15 protein-coding genes and 1 rRNA gene (1 of these 16 only partly in view) are annotated in these 16,204 nt (G+C 69.2%); 5 read left to right on the forward strand and 11 right to left on the reverse strand.

Features of this window, described 5'->3' with window-relative positions; all coding sequences use genetic code 11:
* Positions 1 to 1,438: ribosomal RNA gene (locus tag DA075_RS15935) — 16S ribosomal RNA — on the reverse strand (it extends 46 nt beyond the left edge of the window).
* A 672-nt stretch (positions 1,439 to 2,110) separates the two neighbouring features.
* Here DA075_RS15935 and cysC point away from each other — a divergent pair.
* Both cysC and DA075_RS15945 read left to right on the forward strand, forming a co-directional pair.
* On the forward strand, positions 2,111 to 2,659 hold the full coding sequence (gene cysC / locus DA075_RS15940; protein ID WP_420813050.1) for an adenylyl-sulfate kinase: 549 nt from the start codon (positions 2,111 to 2,113) through the stop codon (positions 2,657 to 2,659).
* Positions 2,660 to 2,764: 105 nt separating this feature from the next.
* A complete protein-coding gene (locus DA075_RS15945; protein ID WP_099954063.1) occupies positions 2,765 to 2,980 on the forward strand; it encodes a hypothetical protein in 216 nt (71 codons plus the stop codon).
* Positions 2,981 to 3,011: 31 nt separating this feature from the next.
* Here the strand turns inward: DA075_RS15945 and DA075_RS15950 are convergent, their stop codons facing one another.
* A complete protein-coding gene (locus tag DA075_RS15950) occupies positions 3,012 to 3,254 on the reverse strand; it encodes a hypothetical protein (RefSeq protein ID WP_099954064.1) in 243 nt (80 codons plus the stop codon).
* A 327-nt stretch (positions 3,255 to 3,581) separates the two neighbouring features.
* On the opposite strand from DA075_RS15950, the gene DA075_RS15955 reads away from it, so the two are divergent.
* Together DA075_RS15955 and DA075_RS15960 are read left to right on the forward strand one after the other, a co-directional pair.
* Positions 3,582 to 5,159, forward strand: coding sequence for a gamma-glutamyltransferase family protein (locus tag DA075_RS15955; protein WP_099954065.1), 1,578 nt, complete (start codon positions 3,582 to 3,584; stop codon positions 5,157 to 5,159).
* A gap of 10 nt (positions 5,160 to 5,169) precedes the next feature.
* On the forward strand, positions 5,170 to 5,922 hold the full coding sequence (locus DA075_RS15960; RefSeq protein ID WP_099954066.1) for a 2-keto-4-pentenoate hydratase: 753 nt from the start codon (positions 5,170 to 5,172) through the stop codon (positions 5,920 to 5,922).
* Positions 5,923 to 5,972: 50 nt separating this feature from the next.
* On the opposite strand, the gene DA075_RS15965 is transcribed toward DA075_RS15960, so the two are convergent.
* Positions 5,973 to 6,377 carry a carboxymuconolactone decarboxylase family protein gene (locus tag DA075_RS15965; RefSeq protein WP_099954067.1) on the reverse strand — a complete coding sequence of 135 codons (405 nt, stop codon included), beginning with the start codon at positions 6,375 to 6,377 and terminating at the stop codon, positions 5,973 to 5,975.
* A gap of 58 nt (positions 6,378 to 6,435) precedes the next feature.
* A complete protein-coding gene (gene hydA, locus DA075_RS15970) occupies positions 6,436 to 7,935 on the reverse strand; it encodes a dihydropyrimidinase (protein ID WP_099954068.1) in 1,500 nt (499 codons plus the stop codon).
* Between the two features lie 413 nt (positions 7,936 to 8,348).
* Between hydA and DA075_RS15975 the strand changes: the two genes are divergently transcribed.
* A complete protein-coding gene (locus DA075_RS15975; RefSeq protein ID WP_232388084.1) occupies positions 8,349 to 9,332 on the forward strand; it encodes an MBL fold metallo-hydrolase in 984 nt (327 codons plus the stop codon).
* A 247-nt stretch (positions 9,333 to 9,579) separates the two neighbouring features.
* On the opposite strand, the gene DA075_RS15980 is transcribed toward DA075_RS15975, so the two are convergent.
* The 7 genes from DA075_RS15980 to DA075_RS16010 form a co-directional block, all read right to left on the reverse strand.
* Entirely contained in the window at positions 9,580 to 9,822 is a 243-nt protein-coding gene (locus tag DA075_RS15980; protein ID WP_099954069.1) for a DUF4926 domain-containing protein, read from the reverse strand.
* A 48-nt stretch (positions 9,823 to 9,870) separates the two neighbouring features.
* Positions 9,871 to 10,524, reverse strand: a complete 654-nt coding sequence (locus DA075_RS15985; protein ID WP_099954070.1) for a class II aldolase/adducin family protein — start codon at positions 10,522 to 10,524, stop codon at positions 9,871 to 9,873.
* A complete protein-coding gene (locus tag DA075_RS15990) occupies positions 10,517 to 11,878 on the reverse strand; it encodes an NTP/NDP exchange transporter (protein WP_099954071.1) in 1,362 nt (453 codons plus the stop codon). The genes DA075_RS15985 and DA075_RS15990 overlap by 8 nt, the downstream gene beginning before the upstream one ends.
* Positions 11,875 to 12,618: an NADPH-dependent F420 reductase gene (locus tag DA075_RS15995; RefSeq protein ID WP_099954072.1), complete on the reverse strand. Its 744-nt coding sequence runs from the start codon at positions 12,616 to 12,618 to the stop codon at positions 11,875 to 11,877. Before DA075_RS15995 ends, DA075_RS15990 begins: the two co-directional genes overlap by 4 nt.
* Positions 12,608 to 13,534, reverse strand: coding sequence for an aldo/keto reductase (locus DA075_RS16000; protein ID WP_099954073.1), 927 nt, complete (start codon positions 13,532 to 13,534; stop codon positions 12,608 to 12,610). Before DA075_RS16000 ends, DA075_RS15995 begins: the two co-directional genes overlap by 11 nt.
* Before the next feature lie 111 nt (positions 13,535 to 13,645).
* The gene (locus DA075_RS16005; RefSeq protein ID WP_099954074.1) at positions 13,646 to 14,908 is read right to left on the reverse strand and encodes a cytochrome P450; all 1,263 of its coding nucleotides are present in this window, start codon (positions 14,906 to 14,908) and stop codon (positions 13,646 to 13,648) included.
* Positions 14,905 to 16,116 carry an ABC transporter substrate-binding protein gene (locus DA075_RS16010; protein WP_099954075.1) on the reverse strand — a complete coding sequence of 404 codons (1,212 nt, stop codon included), beginning with the start codon at positions 16,114 to 16,116 and terminating at the stop codon, positions 14,905 to 14,907. The genes DA075_RS16005 and DA075_RS16010 overlap by 4 nt, the downstream gene beginning before the upstream one ends.
* Between the last annotated feature and the right edge of the window lie 88 nt (positions 16,117 to 16,204).

Here is a 16,204-nt window from a genome sequence, read left to right on the forward strand (position 1 = left end):
GACTTCACCCCAGTCGCTGACCCTACCGTGGTCGCCTGCCTCCTTGCGGTTGGCGCAGCGCCGTCGGGTAAGACCAACTCCCATGGTGTGACGGGCGGTGTGTACAAGGCCCGGGAACGTATTCACCGTGGCGTGCTGATCCACGATTACTAGCGATTCCGCCTTCATGCACCCGAGTTGCAGAGTGCAATCCGAACTGAGACGGCTTTTGGGGATTCGCTCCAGGTCGCCCCTTCGCTGCCCATTGTCACCGCCATTGTAGCACGTGTGTAGCCCATCCCGTAAGGGCCATGAGGACTTGACGTCATCCACACCTTCCTCGCGGCTTATCACCGGCAGTCTCCCCAGAGTGCCCAACCAAATGATGGCAACTAGGGACGTGGGTTGCGCTCGTTGCGGGACTTAACCCAACATCTCACGACACGAGCTGACGACAGCCATGCAGCACCTGTGTGCGCGCCCCCGAAGGGGACCCCGGATCTCTCCGGATAACACGCCATGTCAAGGGATGGTAAGGTTCTGCGCGTTGCTTCGAATTAAACCACATGCTCCACCGCTTGTGCGGGCCCCCGTCAATTCCTTTGAGTTTTAATCTTGCGACCGTACTCCCCAGGCGGAATGCTTAATGCGTTAGCGGCGCCACTGAGGTGCATGCACCCCAACGGCTAGCATTCATCGTTTACAGCGTGGACTACCAGGGTATCTAATCCTGTTTGCTCCCCACGCTTTCGCGCCTCAGCGTCAGAACCGGACCAGACAGCCGCCTTCGCCACTGGTGTTCTTGCGAATATCTACGAATTTCACCTCTACACTCGCAGTTCCGCTGTCCTCTTCCGGTCTCAAGCCAACCAGTATCGAAGGCCATTCCGTGGTTGAGCCACGGGCTTTCACCCTCGACTAAATCAGCCGCCTACGCGCCCTTTACGCCCAGTGATTCCGAGCAACGCTAGCCCCCTTCGTATTACCGCGGCTGCTGGCACGAAGTTAGCCGGGGCTTATTCCTCCGGTACCGTCATTATCGTCCCGGAGAAAAGAGCTTTACAACCCTAAGGCCGTCATCACTCACGCGGCATGGCTGGATCAGGGTTGCCCCCATTGTCCAATATTCCCCACTGCTGCCTCCCGTAGGAGTCTGGGCCGTGTCTCAGTCCCAGTGTGGCTGATCATCCTCTCAGACCAGCTACTGATCGTCGCCTTGGTGAGCCGTAACCTCACCAACTAGCTAATCAGACGCGGGCCGATCCTTCGGCAGTCAAGCCTTTCCCCATAAGGGCGTATCCGGTATTAGCTCAAGTTTCCCTGAGTTATTCCGAACCGAAGGGCACGTTCCCACGCGTTACTCACCCGTCTGCCGCTGACCCCGAAGGGCCCGCTCGACTTGCATGTGTTAAGCCTGCCGCCAGCGTTCGCTCTGAGCCAGGATCAAACTCTCAAGTTGAAGAGCTGATCATAGCTGATCACAATAGTAACGGAGGCTCACGACCGACCGGCGTTTCCGCACGATCGTGTGAGCACCGAAACGTCAGACCAGCATCATCCTACTCATGATCCCGCCCGAAGGCAGGATCCGCAGGGACGACGCCGTCCACGCTTCTCTTTCTCGTATGAACTTGTCAAAGAGCAGGCCGGTCGACCCGGCGATTATCGGCAACAACAGGACCCGCGCCTGACCAAGGTCAGGCTCGCCGGCCCAGACTGTGCAGAAGACGTTTCAGAGACCGGTCCGCGGGAGCGGCCGGCGCCGATGGGTGGTCGTATAGGCCCCGCATTTTCCCCCGTCAACTCCTTTGTGAAGCTCCCGCGACAAAGCCGTCGTCCCTCGGGTCCCTCCCCTGCCGGTTCCGGTGGTATCGGTCTCCTGCGAATGCCTGCACGGCGTGACAGCCGGCCCGATCGATGCACAGAGGGAGTGCCGCTTGACGGACGACTGCAACTTCCGGAAGAACGGCTCCGCAACCGCCAAACGAACTAGGCCATAGGACAGGCCGCCTCGATCGCGAAAGTCGCCGTCTCGATGAACAAGCCAGTCGCTGCAGCCTTCTCAGAGCGGCCCGCCGCTCCGGCGGTCTTCCAAACGGTATCCACGATCGGGAAGGAGGCGCGAGCGGAGTTGAAGGGTCAGAAGCCGGCGATCCTCTGGATGACAGGCCTGTCCGGAGCCGGCAAGTCGACCATCGCGAACCGGGTCGAGGAGCGGCTATGGCGATATGGTCATCACACCATATTGCTCGACGGCGACAACTTGCGCTTCGGGCTCAACAGCGACCTCGCCTTCACGGATGCCGACCGGGTCGAGAATATCCGGCGGACCGCGGAGGTCGCCAAGCTGATGCTGGAGGCCGGGCTGATCGTGATCTGCTCGCTGATCTCACCGTTCCGGCGCGAGCGGATGCTGGCGCGCCAGCGGGTCGGCCCGGACGAGTTCCTGGAGGTCTTCGTCGATGCGCCGCTCGAGCTGTGCCAGCGGCGCGATCCGAAAGGGCTCTACGCCCGTGCGCTCACCGGACAGATCCCGAACTTCACCGGCATCTCCTCGCCCTACGAGCCCCCGGAGGCACCGGAAGTCCATCTGCGGACCGACGCGCACGACGTCGATGCCCTGTCCGACCAGGTTCTGGACGTGTTGCGGCGCAAGGGCATCATGACCCGTACGCCTTGAGCGTCGGCCTCGCATGAGGCGGATGCGCGCCGATCAATGGTCCCGCCTCCGGCGCCACGCTATGTTGCGTTGCAACATAGCGTGGCGCCGGAGCGGAGCGAAGAGATGGTCGAGCTGATCCCCGTGGCGGAGGCGGCCGGGTTCACGGCAGGGTGCCTCGCCATCCACGCCGCCCGGAACTGGGCCGAGACCTTGACGCCGATCCTCGCCTACCTGGTCTTCGCCCTGGCCGTCTGCCTGCTGATCGTCGCGGGCATCCAGAACGCCGCCGATCCGGACCAGCTCGTCGCGATGATGACTCAGGCGATGGCGACGTACTGAGATCATCTCCAGAAGATCAGGCTCCAGAAGATCAGGCTCCAGGAGGCAAGGCTTCGGGCGAGGCCGCGTCCGAGGTCTCGGCCTTGGCCTCCTCGGCGCATTTGAGGCAAAGCTGGCGCTTGGCGAGCAGGGCGGCAACCGCGTTCGCGCCCTCGAAGCTGACGACGTGACCGCATTCGAGCACGTTGAGCACCCGCTGATCGGGATCGTCGCGCTCGCCGGACGGATAGCAGCGAATCGCCGTCACGCGGCGCATCGGGATCTCAGCCTGCATGGCGATGCCCTGGAACCTCGTCTTAGGGCGCGGCGGGAGAGCCGCGCGGCGCGGGCCCGGCTCCGTGCCGGGGTCGCGCCGCGCGCTCCATAGCACGGACGTGGCCGCGGCGCATGAGGGGCTGGATCTAGGGGTCCGGGCCCGCGTCATGTCGCAGTGGTATGCCTGATGCATCGCGGCCGCCCGCGCACCCGACTCGCCACCCGCGATACCCTGTACGAGGATCGACGCCGCCCCTACACCGGAGCGCCCGCCGGCGCCGCCATCAGAGGCCGGCCCCGCCATCGGGTGGCGCAACCGGTTCACGCATCAAGAGGAAACGTCACGGTGAGGGATTTCTCGAAGCCCGGGCGCTCGCCCGTCTACGCCGCCAACGCCGCCGTCGCGACGTCGCACCCGCTCTCGACCCTCGCGGCGATCGAGGTCCTGCGCGCCGGCGGCAACGCGGTCGATGCCGGCATCGCCGCGGTGGCGGTGCAATGCGTGGTCGATCCCCTGATGACCGGCATCGGCGGCGATTGCTTCGCCCTCTACGCGCCGAAGGGCGCCACCACGCCGATCGCCCTGAACGGCTCCGGCCGCAGCCCGGCGGCGGCGCATGATGCCTGGTTCCTCGAGCGCGGCATCACGCTGACTCCGACCTCGCCCCACGCCGTCACGGTGCCGGGAGCGGTCGCCGCCTGGGCGAAGCTTCTCGAGGATCACGGGACCCGCAGCCTCGGCGAATTGCTGCTCCCGGCGATCCGCTACGCGGAAGAAGGCTACCCGGTCCAGCCGCGGGTTGCCCTCGACTGGTCGCGCAGCGTCGAGCGCGTGGCCGGCGATCCGGCCTCCGCCGCGACCTACCTGGTCGACGGGACGGCGCCGGGCGTCGGCACGATCATGCGCCACCCGCGCCTCGCCGCCACGCTCCGGCGCATCGCCGAACACGGCCCGCGCGGCTTCTACGAGGGGCCGGTGGCCGAGGACATGGTCGCGCGCCTGCGCGATCTCGGCGGCCTGCACACCCTCGACGACTTCGCCGCGGCTCAGCCTGAACTCGTCACTCCGGTCACGACCCGCTATCGCGGCTACGACGTCTACGAATGCCCGCCGAGCGGCCAGGGCCTCGCGGTGCTGATGATGCTCAACGTGCTGACGCATCACGACGTCGCGGGCCTGTCGGATCTGGATCGCGTCCACCTCTTCGCCGAGGCCTGCAAGCAGGCCTACCACCACCGCGACGCGCTCTTCGCCGATCCGGTGCTGAACCGGGTGCCGGTGGAGCACCTGCTCTCCGAGGCCTGGCGGGCGAGCGCCCACGGCGCCATCGACATGGCCCGCGCGCAGGAGCCGGTGATCTGGCCAGAACTCGCGCACAAGGACACGGTCTATCTCAGCGTCGTCGACCGCGACGGCAACGCGCTCTCGCTGATCAACTCGATCTTCCAGGGCTTCGGCAGCGGCATCACCGCGCCGGAGAGCGGGGTGCTGCTGCACAATCGCGGCCTGTCTTTCCGCATCGATCCCGGCCACCCGAACACGATCGGGCCGCGCAAGCGGCCGATGCACACCATCATCCCGGGCATGCTGATGCGGGACGGCGCGGCGGTGGCGCCCTTCGGCGTGATGGGCGGGCATTACCAGGCGATGGGCCATGTCGAGCTCCTGACCGGCATCCTCGACCGCGGCCTCGACGTGCAGGAGGCGCTCGATGCCCCGCGCAGCTTCGCCTATGGCGGCGGGGTCGAGATGGAGCCGGGCTTCTCGCCCGAGGTGGTCGCCGGCCTCGAGGCGCGGGGTCACCGCATCATCCCGGCCTCCGGCCCGATCGGCGGCGGCCAGATCATCTGGATCGACCGGGCGCGCGGGGTGCTCGCGGCGGGCTCCGACCCGCGCAAGGACGGCAGCGCGCTCGGCTATTGAGGGGACCGTCATGACGCTCGACATCGACGCCGCCGCCGCGGCGCTCCTCGGAGCCCGCCGCTCCGGCACCCGCCTCGACGCCCTCCCCGAGGGCGCCCGGCCGGGCAGCGAGGCGGAAGCCTACGCGGTGCAGGACGCGGTGGCCCGGGCGCTGGGCCCGGTCGCCGGCTGGAAGGTCGGCGCGCCGAGCGCCACCGCCACCCCGGCCCGCGCGGCGCTCCACGCCGACACGATCTTCGAGACCGAGAGACTGCCAGCCTCGCTGTTCCACGTGATCGGGGCGGAGGCCGAGATCGCCTACCGGTTCGGCCGCGATCTGCCGCCGGAGGCCGGGCCCTATGACCGCGACGCGGTGCTGGCGGCGGTCGCCACGCTGCATCCGGCGATCGAGATCGCGGATACGCGCTTCGCGACCTTCGGTGCCGTCGATGCCCACAGCCAGCGCGCCGACCAGCAGAATCACGGGGTGCTGGTGCTCGGGCCCGGCCTCATCGAGTGGCGCGGCCTCGACCCGGTGACCCAGCGCGTACGGCTCACCCTCGACGGCCAAATCCGTCACGACAAGGTCGGCGGCAACTCGGCGGTCGATCCGGTGCGCCTGCTGGTCTGGCTCGCCAACGAGGGCGCGCGGTCGCTGGGCGGGATCAAGGCCGGCCAGGTCGTCACCACCGGCTCCTGCACCGGCACGGATTTCGTGACGGCGCCGTCGCGGATGACGGCGGATTTCCCGGGGCTGGGCAGCGTGACGCTCGCGATCGAGTGAGCGAGCGCGACGCCTGCGCGCAGGCACCTGCCCGCAGGCGTCGCGTTTCCTCACACCTGGAACTCCCGGTCCACCGGCACCTGCATGCCGGTGACGAGGGCGTTGGTGTGGTTCGCCATGCCGATCACCGCCAGCAACTCGCCGTACTGCGCTTCGGTCATGCCCTTGGCCCGCGCCGCGGCGGTGTGGGAGTGGATGCAGTAGCTGCAGCCATTCGCGGTCGAGACCGCGATGTAGATCAGCTCCTTGGTCAGCGGGTCGAGGGCGCCGTCGGCGGCCATCACCTGCTTCAGGTCGGCCCAGGTCCGCTCCAGCACCGCCGGCTGGTTGGCCAGCGCCCGCCAGAAATTGTTGATGAAGTCCGAGCGGCGCACCGCCCGGATGTCGTCGAACACCGCCTTGACGCGGGGCTCGCCTTCAGCCTCCGCGTCGCTCCAGAGTCTCACGGTCGCCATGCTGCTCCTCCCGATGGAGCCCGCATGGTCCGTCAGCCGGCGCTCCGCGTCGAGGGCGTCAGCGCCTCGCCGCCGCGGCGTCGAAGCCGTCCGGCACCCGGCCCGAGGGCCTGGCAAGCGCATAGGGGCCGCGGGCGAGGAAGCGGCCGGAGCCGGGCTCGGCCAGGACCACTCCCTCGCGCACCGCGACCTCGCCGCGCCGGATCGTCATGGTGGGCAGGCCCTTGAGGCGCATCCCCTCCCAGGGCGTGTAGTCGATGGCGTGGTGCAGGTCGGCGTTCGTGAGGACCCGCTCGGCGTCGGGGTTCCACAGCACCAGATCGGCATCGGCGCCGGGCGCCAGGGTGCCTTTCCGGCCGGCGAGGCCGAACAGGCGGGCGGCGTTGGTCGAGGTCAGGCGCACGAAGGTCGGCAGGTCGATGCGGCCGGCCGAGACGCCTTCGGAAAAGAGCACCGGCAGCCGGGTCTCGATGCCCGGCACGCCGTTCGGGATCGCGTTGAAGGCCGGCATCCCGTCGGGCCGGGCTCCTGCCCCGCCCTGGCCGTAGCCGCTGCTGCCGGGGTCGCGCTTGGCGGTGGCGAAGGAGAAGCCGCAATGGTCGGAGGAGACCACGTCGAGGGTGCCCTCGCGGATACGGGCCCAGATCCGCTCCGATTCGCCGGGCGCCCGCAGCGCCGGCGAGCACACCACCTTGGCGCCCTCGAAATCGGGCTTCGCCAGGTCGTCGGTGGAGAGGGTCAGGTATTGCGGGCAGGTCTCGCCCCACACCTTCACGCCCCGGGCTCGCGCCCGGGCGATCTCTTCCGCCGCCTCGTCGCAGGAGACGTGGAAGACCTGGATCGGCTGGTCGACGAGCTCGGCGAGCGCGATGGCCCGGTGGGTCGCCTCGCGCTCGACCACCGGCGGCCGGGCCCAGGCGTGCTGGAGCGGGTCGGTGAGGCCGGCCTCCAAGAGGGCACGGATGCGCCAGCCGATGGCGTCGTAATTCTCGCAATGCACCGTCACGAAGGCGCCGAGGCGCCGCGCGGTCGCCAGCACCTCCAGGAACTGCCCGTCGGTGAGGCGCAAGGGATCGTAGGTGAGGAAGACCTTGAGGCTGCGGATGCCGCGGGCGACGAGGGCCGGCACCTCCCGCTCCAGCACGTCGGGCGTCGGGTCGGTGATGATCTGGTGGAAGCTGTAATCGGCGCGCGAGGCCCGGGCGCGGGCCTCGTAACCGGTCGCCGTCGCGGCGATCGGGTGACCCTTCCATTGCGGCACGAAGCAGATGAACGAGGTGGTGCCGCCGGCGAGCGCCGCGGCGGAGCCGCTGGAAAAACTCTCCTCCTGCACGCCGCCGCCCTCGGAGGGCTCCTCGATGTGGCAATGCGGGTCGAGGCCGCCGGGGGTGACGACGAGGCCCTTGGCGTCGATCTCCTCGCGGCCGCGCCGCAGGTCCCGGCCGATCGCCGCAATCACCCCGTCGCGCACGCCGAGATCGCCTTCGAACACCTCGGCCGGGCCGGCGAGCGTCGCGCCGCGCACCACCAGGTCGTAGTCGAAATCATGGCTCGGCATCGCGGGTCCTCCCTCGTTGCGAGGGGTTTAGGAACCGCCCAGGAACGGTGTCAATTCCGGCGCCGGCACCGATCGGCCTGGGTGCCGGAGGGTTGGGCAGGGGGCCTGCAATTCGGGCGCCGGCACCGGGTTCGTGCCCGCACGGGAGGCAAGTGACCTCAGGATGAGGTTTCGACCTCAGGATGAGGTTTCGACCTCAGGATGGGGCTTCGACCTCAGGATGGAGTTTCGACCTCAGGATGGAGTTTCGACCTCAGGACCGGGTTCGAACCCAGGATGGGTTTGACAAGATTTCCGGGCCGGCGGACAAAGACGGCACCGTAGAGGTTCCGGCCGCGTTCGAGCCGACGGGGATCCCGCCGACCAAGCGCGCGCATAAGGGCGCCCGCGGTCCAGCGTGGAGGAAACCCCAGATGTCGATTCGGTTGGATGGCGTGAGCCGGCGCGGCCTGATGCTCGGCGCGGCGGCGGCCGCGGCGACGGCAGGACTCCCGGGTGCCGCCGGCGCCAAGGCGCCGATGCTGCGCAGCCAGAGCCCCTATTTCTATCGCTTCACCCTCGGCGATGCCGAGGCCACGATGGTCTCCGACGGCACCCTGCCGCTCGGCGACCCCCATACCAACTTCCTCGGCCTCAGCCCGGCCGAGATGGACGCGCAGCTCAACAGCAACTTCCTGCCGCTCTCGAACGCGGTGCTGGAGCAGAACATCCTGATCCTCAACACCGGCAGCAAGCTGGTGCTGTTCGATACCGGCATGGGCTCGCTCAAGCTGTTCGGGCCGACGACCGGCAAGCTCCTGACCACGATGCGCCAGGCCGGCATCGACCCGAAGGACATCGACGCCGTGGTGATGAGCCACGCCCATGTCGACCATTGCGGCGGCTGCGTCGGCGACGACGGCACGCCGCACTTCCCCAACGCCCAGTTCTACATCTCCCAGGCCGACTTCGATTACTGGACCGATCCGGCCAAGGTGCCGGCCCAGTTCAGCGCCTTCCTCGATACGGCGCGCAAGAACCTGCTGCCGATCCGCGACCGGCTCGTCTTCGTCAAGGACGGTCAGGAATTCCTGCCCGGCATCCAGGCGCTGGCGGCGCCGGGCCACAGCATCGGCCACACGATGTTCATGATCACCTCGGGCAAGGACAGCCTCTGCTACCTCGGCGACCTGACGCACCACCCGGTGCTGCTGATGGAGAAGCCGCTGACCGAGTTCGCCTACGACACCGACCCGAAGCAATCGGCCCAGACCCGGCTCCGGATGCTGACGATGCTGGCCAAGAACCGGATCCCGGTGCTCGCCTACCACTTCGCCTGGCCGGGCATCGGCCACGTCGCGGAGAACGGGCAGGGCGGGTTCCGGTACTATCCGCAGGCGATGAAGATGGAGCTGTAGGGGGTTGGGGCCGGCGCGATGAAGCGCACCGGCTCATTCCTTCAACGGTCAGGCCGTGACGAAGCTCGCGAACCCGGTGCGGTCGACGAGCCAGACCGTGCGGATGGAAGGAGCGCGCCCGTCCGGCATCTGGGTCGGCTCCTCGTAGATATGCTTCATGCCGGCGGGATGGTCGGGATCCAGAAGGTATCCCGTGATCTTCGCGCTATCGAGTTTGGACCGTGTGCCGGGCGGCGGTGTCCACCCGTCACGGCGTGGCTTCCGACACCCGAACGAGTTGCCCGCTCTCGACCGTGGCGAGAGCCTGAAAGGGCGTCACGAACTCCACCTCGTAGGCCTCACCCTGGTTCCACACGCCGACGACCGTGCCGACCGAGCCGGCCGGCACCTCGCGCCCCTCGTCGTCCGTGACCTCCAGGAGCAGCCGCGCCGTGTCCAGCTCCCGAATCGCCAAGGGGGCATCGGGTGCCAGCACGAAGGTCGTCGGCATGTGACTCATGTCCTCAGGGTACGCTTGCCCGCAAGACGAGGCAGCGCCTCACCCCGCCTTCGGCCGCGGCCCGTAGGACTTGAACCGCTCCATCGCCTCCGCCACCTCGGCCTCGCTCAGGATGTGCGGCCGGCCGACCTGGAGCGCGACGGCGTATTGCCGGCACAGGGTCTCGAGCTCGACCGCCAGCCACAGGGCCTTCGCCAGCGTCGGCCCGGTGGCGATCATGCCGTGATTGGCGAGCAGGCAGCAGGTGCGGTCCTGGAGCGCCTCGAGCGCCCGCTGCGACAATTCCTCGGTGCCGAACAGGGCGTAGCCGCCGCAGCGCACGGTCGGCCCGCCGGCCGCCGCGATCATGTAATGCGCCGCCGGGATGTCCTTCCGGCACATCGCGAAGGCGGTGCAGTAGGTCGGATGGGCGTGGACGATCGCCGCGACGTCGGGGCGGGCCCGCAGGATGTCACGGTGGAAGCGCCACTCGGAGGAGGGCGACAGGGGGTGGTCGGTCCGGCCGTCCATCGTCATCGGGACGATGTCGGCCGGGCTCATCTCCTCGTAGGGGAGGCCCGAGGGGGTGATGAGCAGCCCGTCGCCGAACCGGGCCGAGACGTTGCCGGAGGTGCCCTGGTTCAGGCCCTGCTCGGCCATGCTGCGGCAGGTCGCGACGATCGCCGCACGCAAGCTCGCTTCGGTCTCAGCCATGCTCCGCCTCCGCCGGCGCGTCGCCCCTCTGCCTTGCCGGGGCATCCTTCGCCATAGCCTCCTGACGGCGCCCGAGCCAGAGCCCGTTGACGAGCCAGGCCAGCGAGAGCGGCACCGCCAGGACCGAGAGGGCGGTAGCGCTCATCCCCAGCCACCCCACGAGGCCGTAGGACCAGGCGCCGACCTGGTCGCCGAGGCGGTACACCACCGTGTCGATGAAGGCCTTGGCCTTGTAGCGGTCCTCCCGCGGCAGCACGGTGAACAGCACCTCGCGCACCGGCCGGGCGATGGCGAAGTTGCCGGCCCGGCGCAGCACGCCGAACACCACCACGCTGGCGATGGTGGGCGCCACCGCGAGCAGCCCGAAGCCGAGCGCGCTGACGAGCGGCAGGATCGCCAGGGTGAGCCCGACGCCGAGCCGGCGCACGATCCGCCCGGTGAGGAAGAGCTGGACGCCCAGCGTCAGCACGTTCACCGCGAGGTCGACGGAGGCGAAGAACGCCGTCTGCGACCCGCGATCGGGGAAGCTGCGCTTCGCGATGCCCGCCTGCTCGAAATACAGGAAGGTCGAGGTGATCGAGAACAGGAGCAGGAACAGGCAGATGCCCAGCAGATAGGGTGAGCCGAGCACCCGGCTGATGCCGGCGAACGGGCTGCCGCCGATCGCCTGCGTGGCCGCCCCCGGCTCGCGCGACAGGGCGTCCGAGATCCGGCCCAAGCCCCGCATGCTGATTACGGCGACTTCGAGCAAGGCCGCGGCGGCGAGCAGCAGGAAGGGGGTCGGCACGTCGCGGGCCAGCACCGCCGTGACGGCCGAGCCGGTGATGGCGCCGAGCGTCGCGCCGGCCGCGATGAAGCCGAACAGCCGCTTGCCCTGCTCGGTGTCGAACACGTCGACGATGGTGGCCCAGAAGATCGAGACCACGAACAGGTTGAAGATCGACAGCCAGACGAAGAACACCCGGCCGATCCACACCGCCTCCCCGGGCCCGCTGCGGTAGAGAATCACCGCGAAGACCAGGATGTTGGCGGCGAAGAAGCGGTAGGTGATCGGGATGAAGCGGGCCCGCGGCAGCCGGCGGACCAGCCAGCCGAACGGCACGTTGAGCACCAGCATGCCGACGAGCGTGGCGGTGAACAGCCAGGGCAGGTTCTCGAGCCCGCCGGCCAGCCCCATCTGGTCGCGGATCGGCCGCATCACGTAGTAGGACGAGAGCAGCGCGAAGATGTAGAGCCAGGCCCAGCCGAGGGCCGGCACCTCCTCCGGCCGCACGTCGGTGAGCCGGCGCAGCCAAGCCGGAACCTTGAGGCCGGCCTGCGCCGCCTCGGCGGCGGCGCCCGGAATAGGGCTCATTCGGTGACCCCGAAGGCCTTGCGCGCCTCGGGGCCGGTGGCGTCGCGCTGGAAGCCGGGGCTGCCCATCTGGAATTGCCGCGCCGCGTCCAGGCCGCCGACCACCACCGGGTCGAAGCCGGCATCGCGCACGAGAGCCGCCGCGACGCCGAGCGCCTGCTTGTCGTCGCCGGCGATCGGCACCGCCATCGCAAGCCCGCTGCGATGGGCGTTCTGGGCGAAGAGCCGGTAATTCGCGGCGTTGAAGGCCCGCACCAGCCGGGCGCCGGGCAGGTACTTCGCCGAGGTGGCGCCGATGCCGGCGCTCTCGGCCTCCGCCGCGAGGTCCCCGTCCCGCGCCTTGGTGGCATTGCCGGCGTCCAGCACGACCTTTCCCTTCAGGAGGCCGCCATAGGTCCGGCCGAGCTCCGGATAGGCCTTGTACGGCACCGCGATCAGCACCGCATCGCCGAAGGCCAGCGCCTGCTCGACGGTGCCGGCCTTGGCGAGCGGCCCGAGCGTCTCGACCAGCGGCTTCAGGTCGTCCGGGTGGCGCGAGGCGAACATCACCGGGTGGCCGGACTTGATCCACAGCCCCCCGATGGTGCCGCCGATATTGCCGCCGCCGATCACCGCGATCGGGATCTTGGCACCCTCCGCCTTGGTGCCCTGCATCTTGGCATCCTGCGCGACGGCGGGGGCGGCGGCGAGCGCCAGGGCGAACGCCCCGGCGCGCAAGAGCGTGCGGCGATCACAGGCCATCGATGAACTCCTCCATCTTGCGGCGGGTGGCGGCGTCGGGCAGGCGGCCGCGGGCGGCGCCGAGATTGTCCTCGACGTAGCGGACCTGCGCGGTGCCCGGCACCGGGCAGGTCACCGCCTCGTGCGACAGGACGTATTTGAGAAAGAATTGCGGCCAGCTCCGGCAGTCGAACTCCGCCGCGAAAGGAGGCAGCTCGCGGCCGCGCACCAGGTTGAACAACCGCTCGCGCCCGAACGGCACGTTGACCATCACGGCGATGCCGCGATCACGCGCCAGCGGCAGGATGCGCTCGGCGGCCCGGCGGGCATCGACGGCGTAATTGACCTGGATGACGTCGAGGGTCTGCGCCTTCATCAGGGCTTCGAGGTCGCCGTACTGCGTCTCGGCCCAGGTGGTGGCGCCGAGGTAGCGGATGCGCTTCTGCGCCTTCAGCTCGCGCAGGAGCGGCAGCTGCGCCTCCGGGTCGATCAGGTTGTGGACCGCGATCAGGTCGATCCGGTCGGTGCCGAGGCGGCGGAACGACCGCTCGATCTGCGCCTGGCCCGCCTCGCGCCCCTTGGCCGCCACCTTGCTGCACAGGAAGATCTTTTCGCGAAGACCGGTATCCGTCAGGATCCGTCCCAGCACCTCCTCGGCCCGGCCGTAATCGGGCGCGGTGTCGATCACCGTGCCGCCTGAGGACACGAACTTGGCCACCGTCTCGCGCAACGGCGCCAGGGCCTCCGAATCCGGCGCCACGTCGTAGCGCCGCGAGGTGCCGATGCCGACCGCCGGCACCGTCTCGCCCGTGGACGGGATCGGGCGGCGGAGCAGGCCGCGCTCGTCCGTCGCGGCTTTGGCTTGCGCGAAGGCGCCGCCCGGCATCAGGCCTGCGGCCAGGGTACCGGCCAGCACGGCGCGGCGGTGGAGCGGCATGCAAAGATCCCTTCGGCTCGTCGATCGCCGGCGCAAGACTAGGGCGCGGCGGGGTGCCTGCCCACGCCGCGCCCGCACACAAACGATTGAGGGAAGGCGGCCGGGGAAACCTCAGCCGAGCCGGGCTGGCAGGCGCAGGAAGCCGCGGAAGCGCACCCGCTGCGAGCGGACCGGTGCACCGTCGAGGCGGTAATCCGGGAAGCGGACGAGGAAGCGCCCGAGAGCGATCCGGCCCTCCAGCCGGGCCACCGCCATGCCGACGCATTGGTGGATGCCGCTCGCGAAGGCGAGGTGGCGGTTGGGGTCGCGGGCGACGTCGAACGTGTCGGGATCGGCAAACTGCGCCGGATCACGGTTGGCGGCGCCGATGCAGAGCGTGATCTGGGTGCCGGCCGGGAAATCGTGCCCGTCGATCGAGAAGGCGGTGCTGGCGACCCGGTTGCCGAGCTGGTTCGAGCTCTCGAAGCGCAGGATCTCCTCGACGCCTTTCCGCATCAGGTCCGGCTCGGCGAGGAGCCGGGCCCGCGCGTCCCGGTGCTGGTCGAGGAGATGGAGCCCGTTGCCGATCAGGTTGGTGGTGGTCTCGTGCCCGGCATTCAGGATGAAGATGCAGTTCTGCAGCAATTCCTCCGGCGAGAGCCGCTCGCCGCCGACCTCGCCCTGGATCAGGCGGGTGAGGATGTCCTTGTCCGGGTCGCCCGGGTGCCGGCGGCGATCCGCGACGAGACGGTCGAGATAGGCCAGGAACTCGGTCACCGCCCGGTTGCCGGCGGCCTCGACCTCCGGCGACAGGACGGGCTCGAGGGCACCGAGGATCGCCAGCGACCAGTCCCGCAGCGGCCCGCGCTCAGGTTTCGGCACGCCCAGCAGGTTGCCGATCACCTCGACGGGGATCGCGGCGGCGAAATCCTCGATCAGGTCGATGGTCCCGCGCGCCTCGGCCGCGGCGAGGAGACCGTCCACCAGCGCGACGATGCCGGCTTCCATCGCGGCGACCGCCCGGGGGGTGAGGGCGCCGGCGATGATCCGTCGGACCCGGGTGTGGCGCGGCGGATCGTTGAAGACGAGGCTCGTGGTGTGGTGCCGGTAGAGCGGGCAGGCCCCCTCCTCCGCCACCCGGAATTTGGCTCCGAACTCGACGGTCTTGTCCGAGCTGAAGGTCGCGGCGTCCTTGTAGACCCGCTCCAGGTCGGCGTAGCGCGACAGCAGGATCTGGCTCTCGCCCGAGGGCCCCAGGTCCGAAGGATTCCTGCCCATCGCGTGGACCGGGGCGTGCTCGCGCAAGGCCGCGTAGACCGGATAGGGGTTCTCGATGAAGCCCTCCGGCAGGCGCCGGAGGTCGAACCCTTCCGCGAGGGCGGGATCGCTCATCATCCGCGCCCGTTGGGCGCGCAGGCCGGGTTCATCGGGAGGAACGCCTCGCCCTGCGGGATGGTGCGCAGCACCTCGTAGAGGTCCCACGGGCCCTTGGAGGCGCTCGGCTCCTTCGCCCGGTAGAGCACGGGGTCGTAGAGGAGCCGCCCGTCGGCCCTGAGGGTGGCGGGATGGTCGAAGAACGCCACCGGCAGGCTGCGCATGGCAGCGTTCGCCGCCACCGCCTCGTCGGTCCCGGCCTTGTCGATCCCCTTCAGGTAGTGGGTGACGGCGGTGTAGATCAGCGCCTGGTTCTTCGTCGGCATCGCGCCGGTGCGCTCATAAAAGCGCTTGGCGAAGGCGCGGGCAGCGTCGTTCTGGTCCCAGTAGAAGGCTTCCGAGAAGGTCAGGCCGTGCGCCACCGGCAGGCCGAGGCCCTTGATGTCGGTGACGTAGACGAGGAAGCCCGTCAGCGTCTGGCGCCCGTTCGTCAGGCCGAACTCGTCGGCCTGCTTGACCGCCTTGGTGAAGTCGTCGCCGACGCTGGCGAAGGCGACCACGTCAGCCCCCGAGCTCTGGGCCTGGAGCAGGAAGGACGAATAGTCGGCGGTGTTGATCGGGTGGCGCGAGGTGCCCACCACCTTGCCGCCCAGCGACTCGACGACCGTGGTCGCCTCCTTCTGAAGGGCGTGGCCGAAGGCATGGTCGACGGTGATGAAGTACCAGGACTTGCCGCCGCGCTCGAACACCGCCCGGGCGGTGCCGGCGGTGAGCGCGTGGGTGTCGTCGGTCCAGTGCGAGCTCACGGGCGAGCAGGTCTTGGCGGTGAGGTCGGAGGTCGCCGCCGCGGTGATCATCACCGTGCGGTTCTTCTCCTTGGCGACCGCCTGGACGGCGAGCGCGATCGCCGTCACCGGCAGGTCGACGACGGCGTCGACCTTGTCGACGTCGTACCAGCGCCGGGCGATGCTCGATGCCACGTCCGGCTTGTTCTGGTGGTCGGCCGAGACGATCTCGACCGGCTTTCCGCGGACGCTGCCGCCGAAATCCTTCGCCGCCATCTCGGCCGCCGCCACCGAGCCGCGCCCGCCGCTATCGGCGTAGGGGCCCGAGAGGTCGGTGAGCACGCCGATCCGCACCACGTCGTCGGAGATCTGCGCCGCGGCCGGGCCGGCAAAAGCCGCGAGCGTCAGGACGGCCCCGCACAGGCGGGTGGCGAAACGGTTCATCGGTCGGCTCCTCCCGGCGCCCGCGTCATCCGCGCGTGGTCGCCCTGTCGTCACGCCTGCCTTCACAGCCGATCCGCGCCGACATGGC

Source organism: Methylobacterium currus, from assembly GCF_003058325.1.
Lineage (GTDB): Bacteria > Pseudomonadota > Alphaproteobacteria > Rhizobiales > Beijerinckiaceae > Methylobacterium > Methylobacterium currus.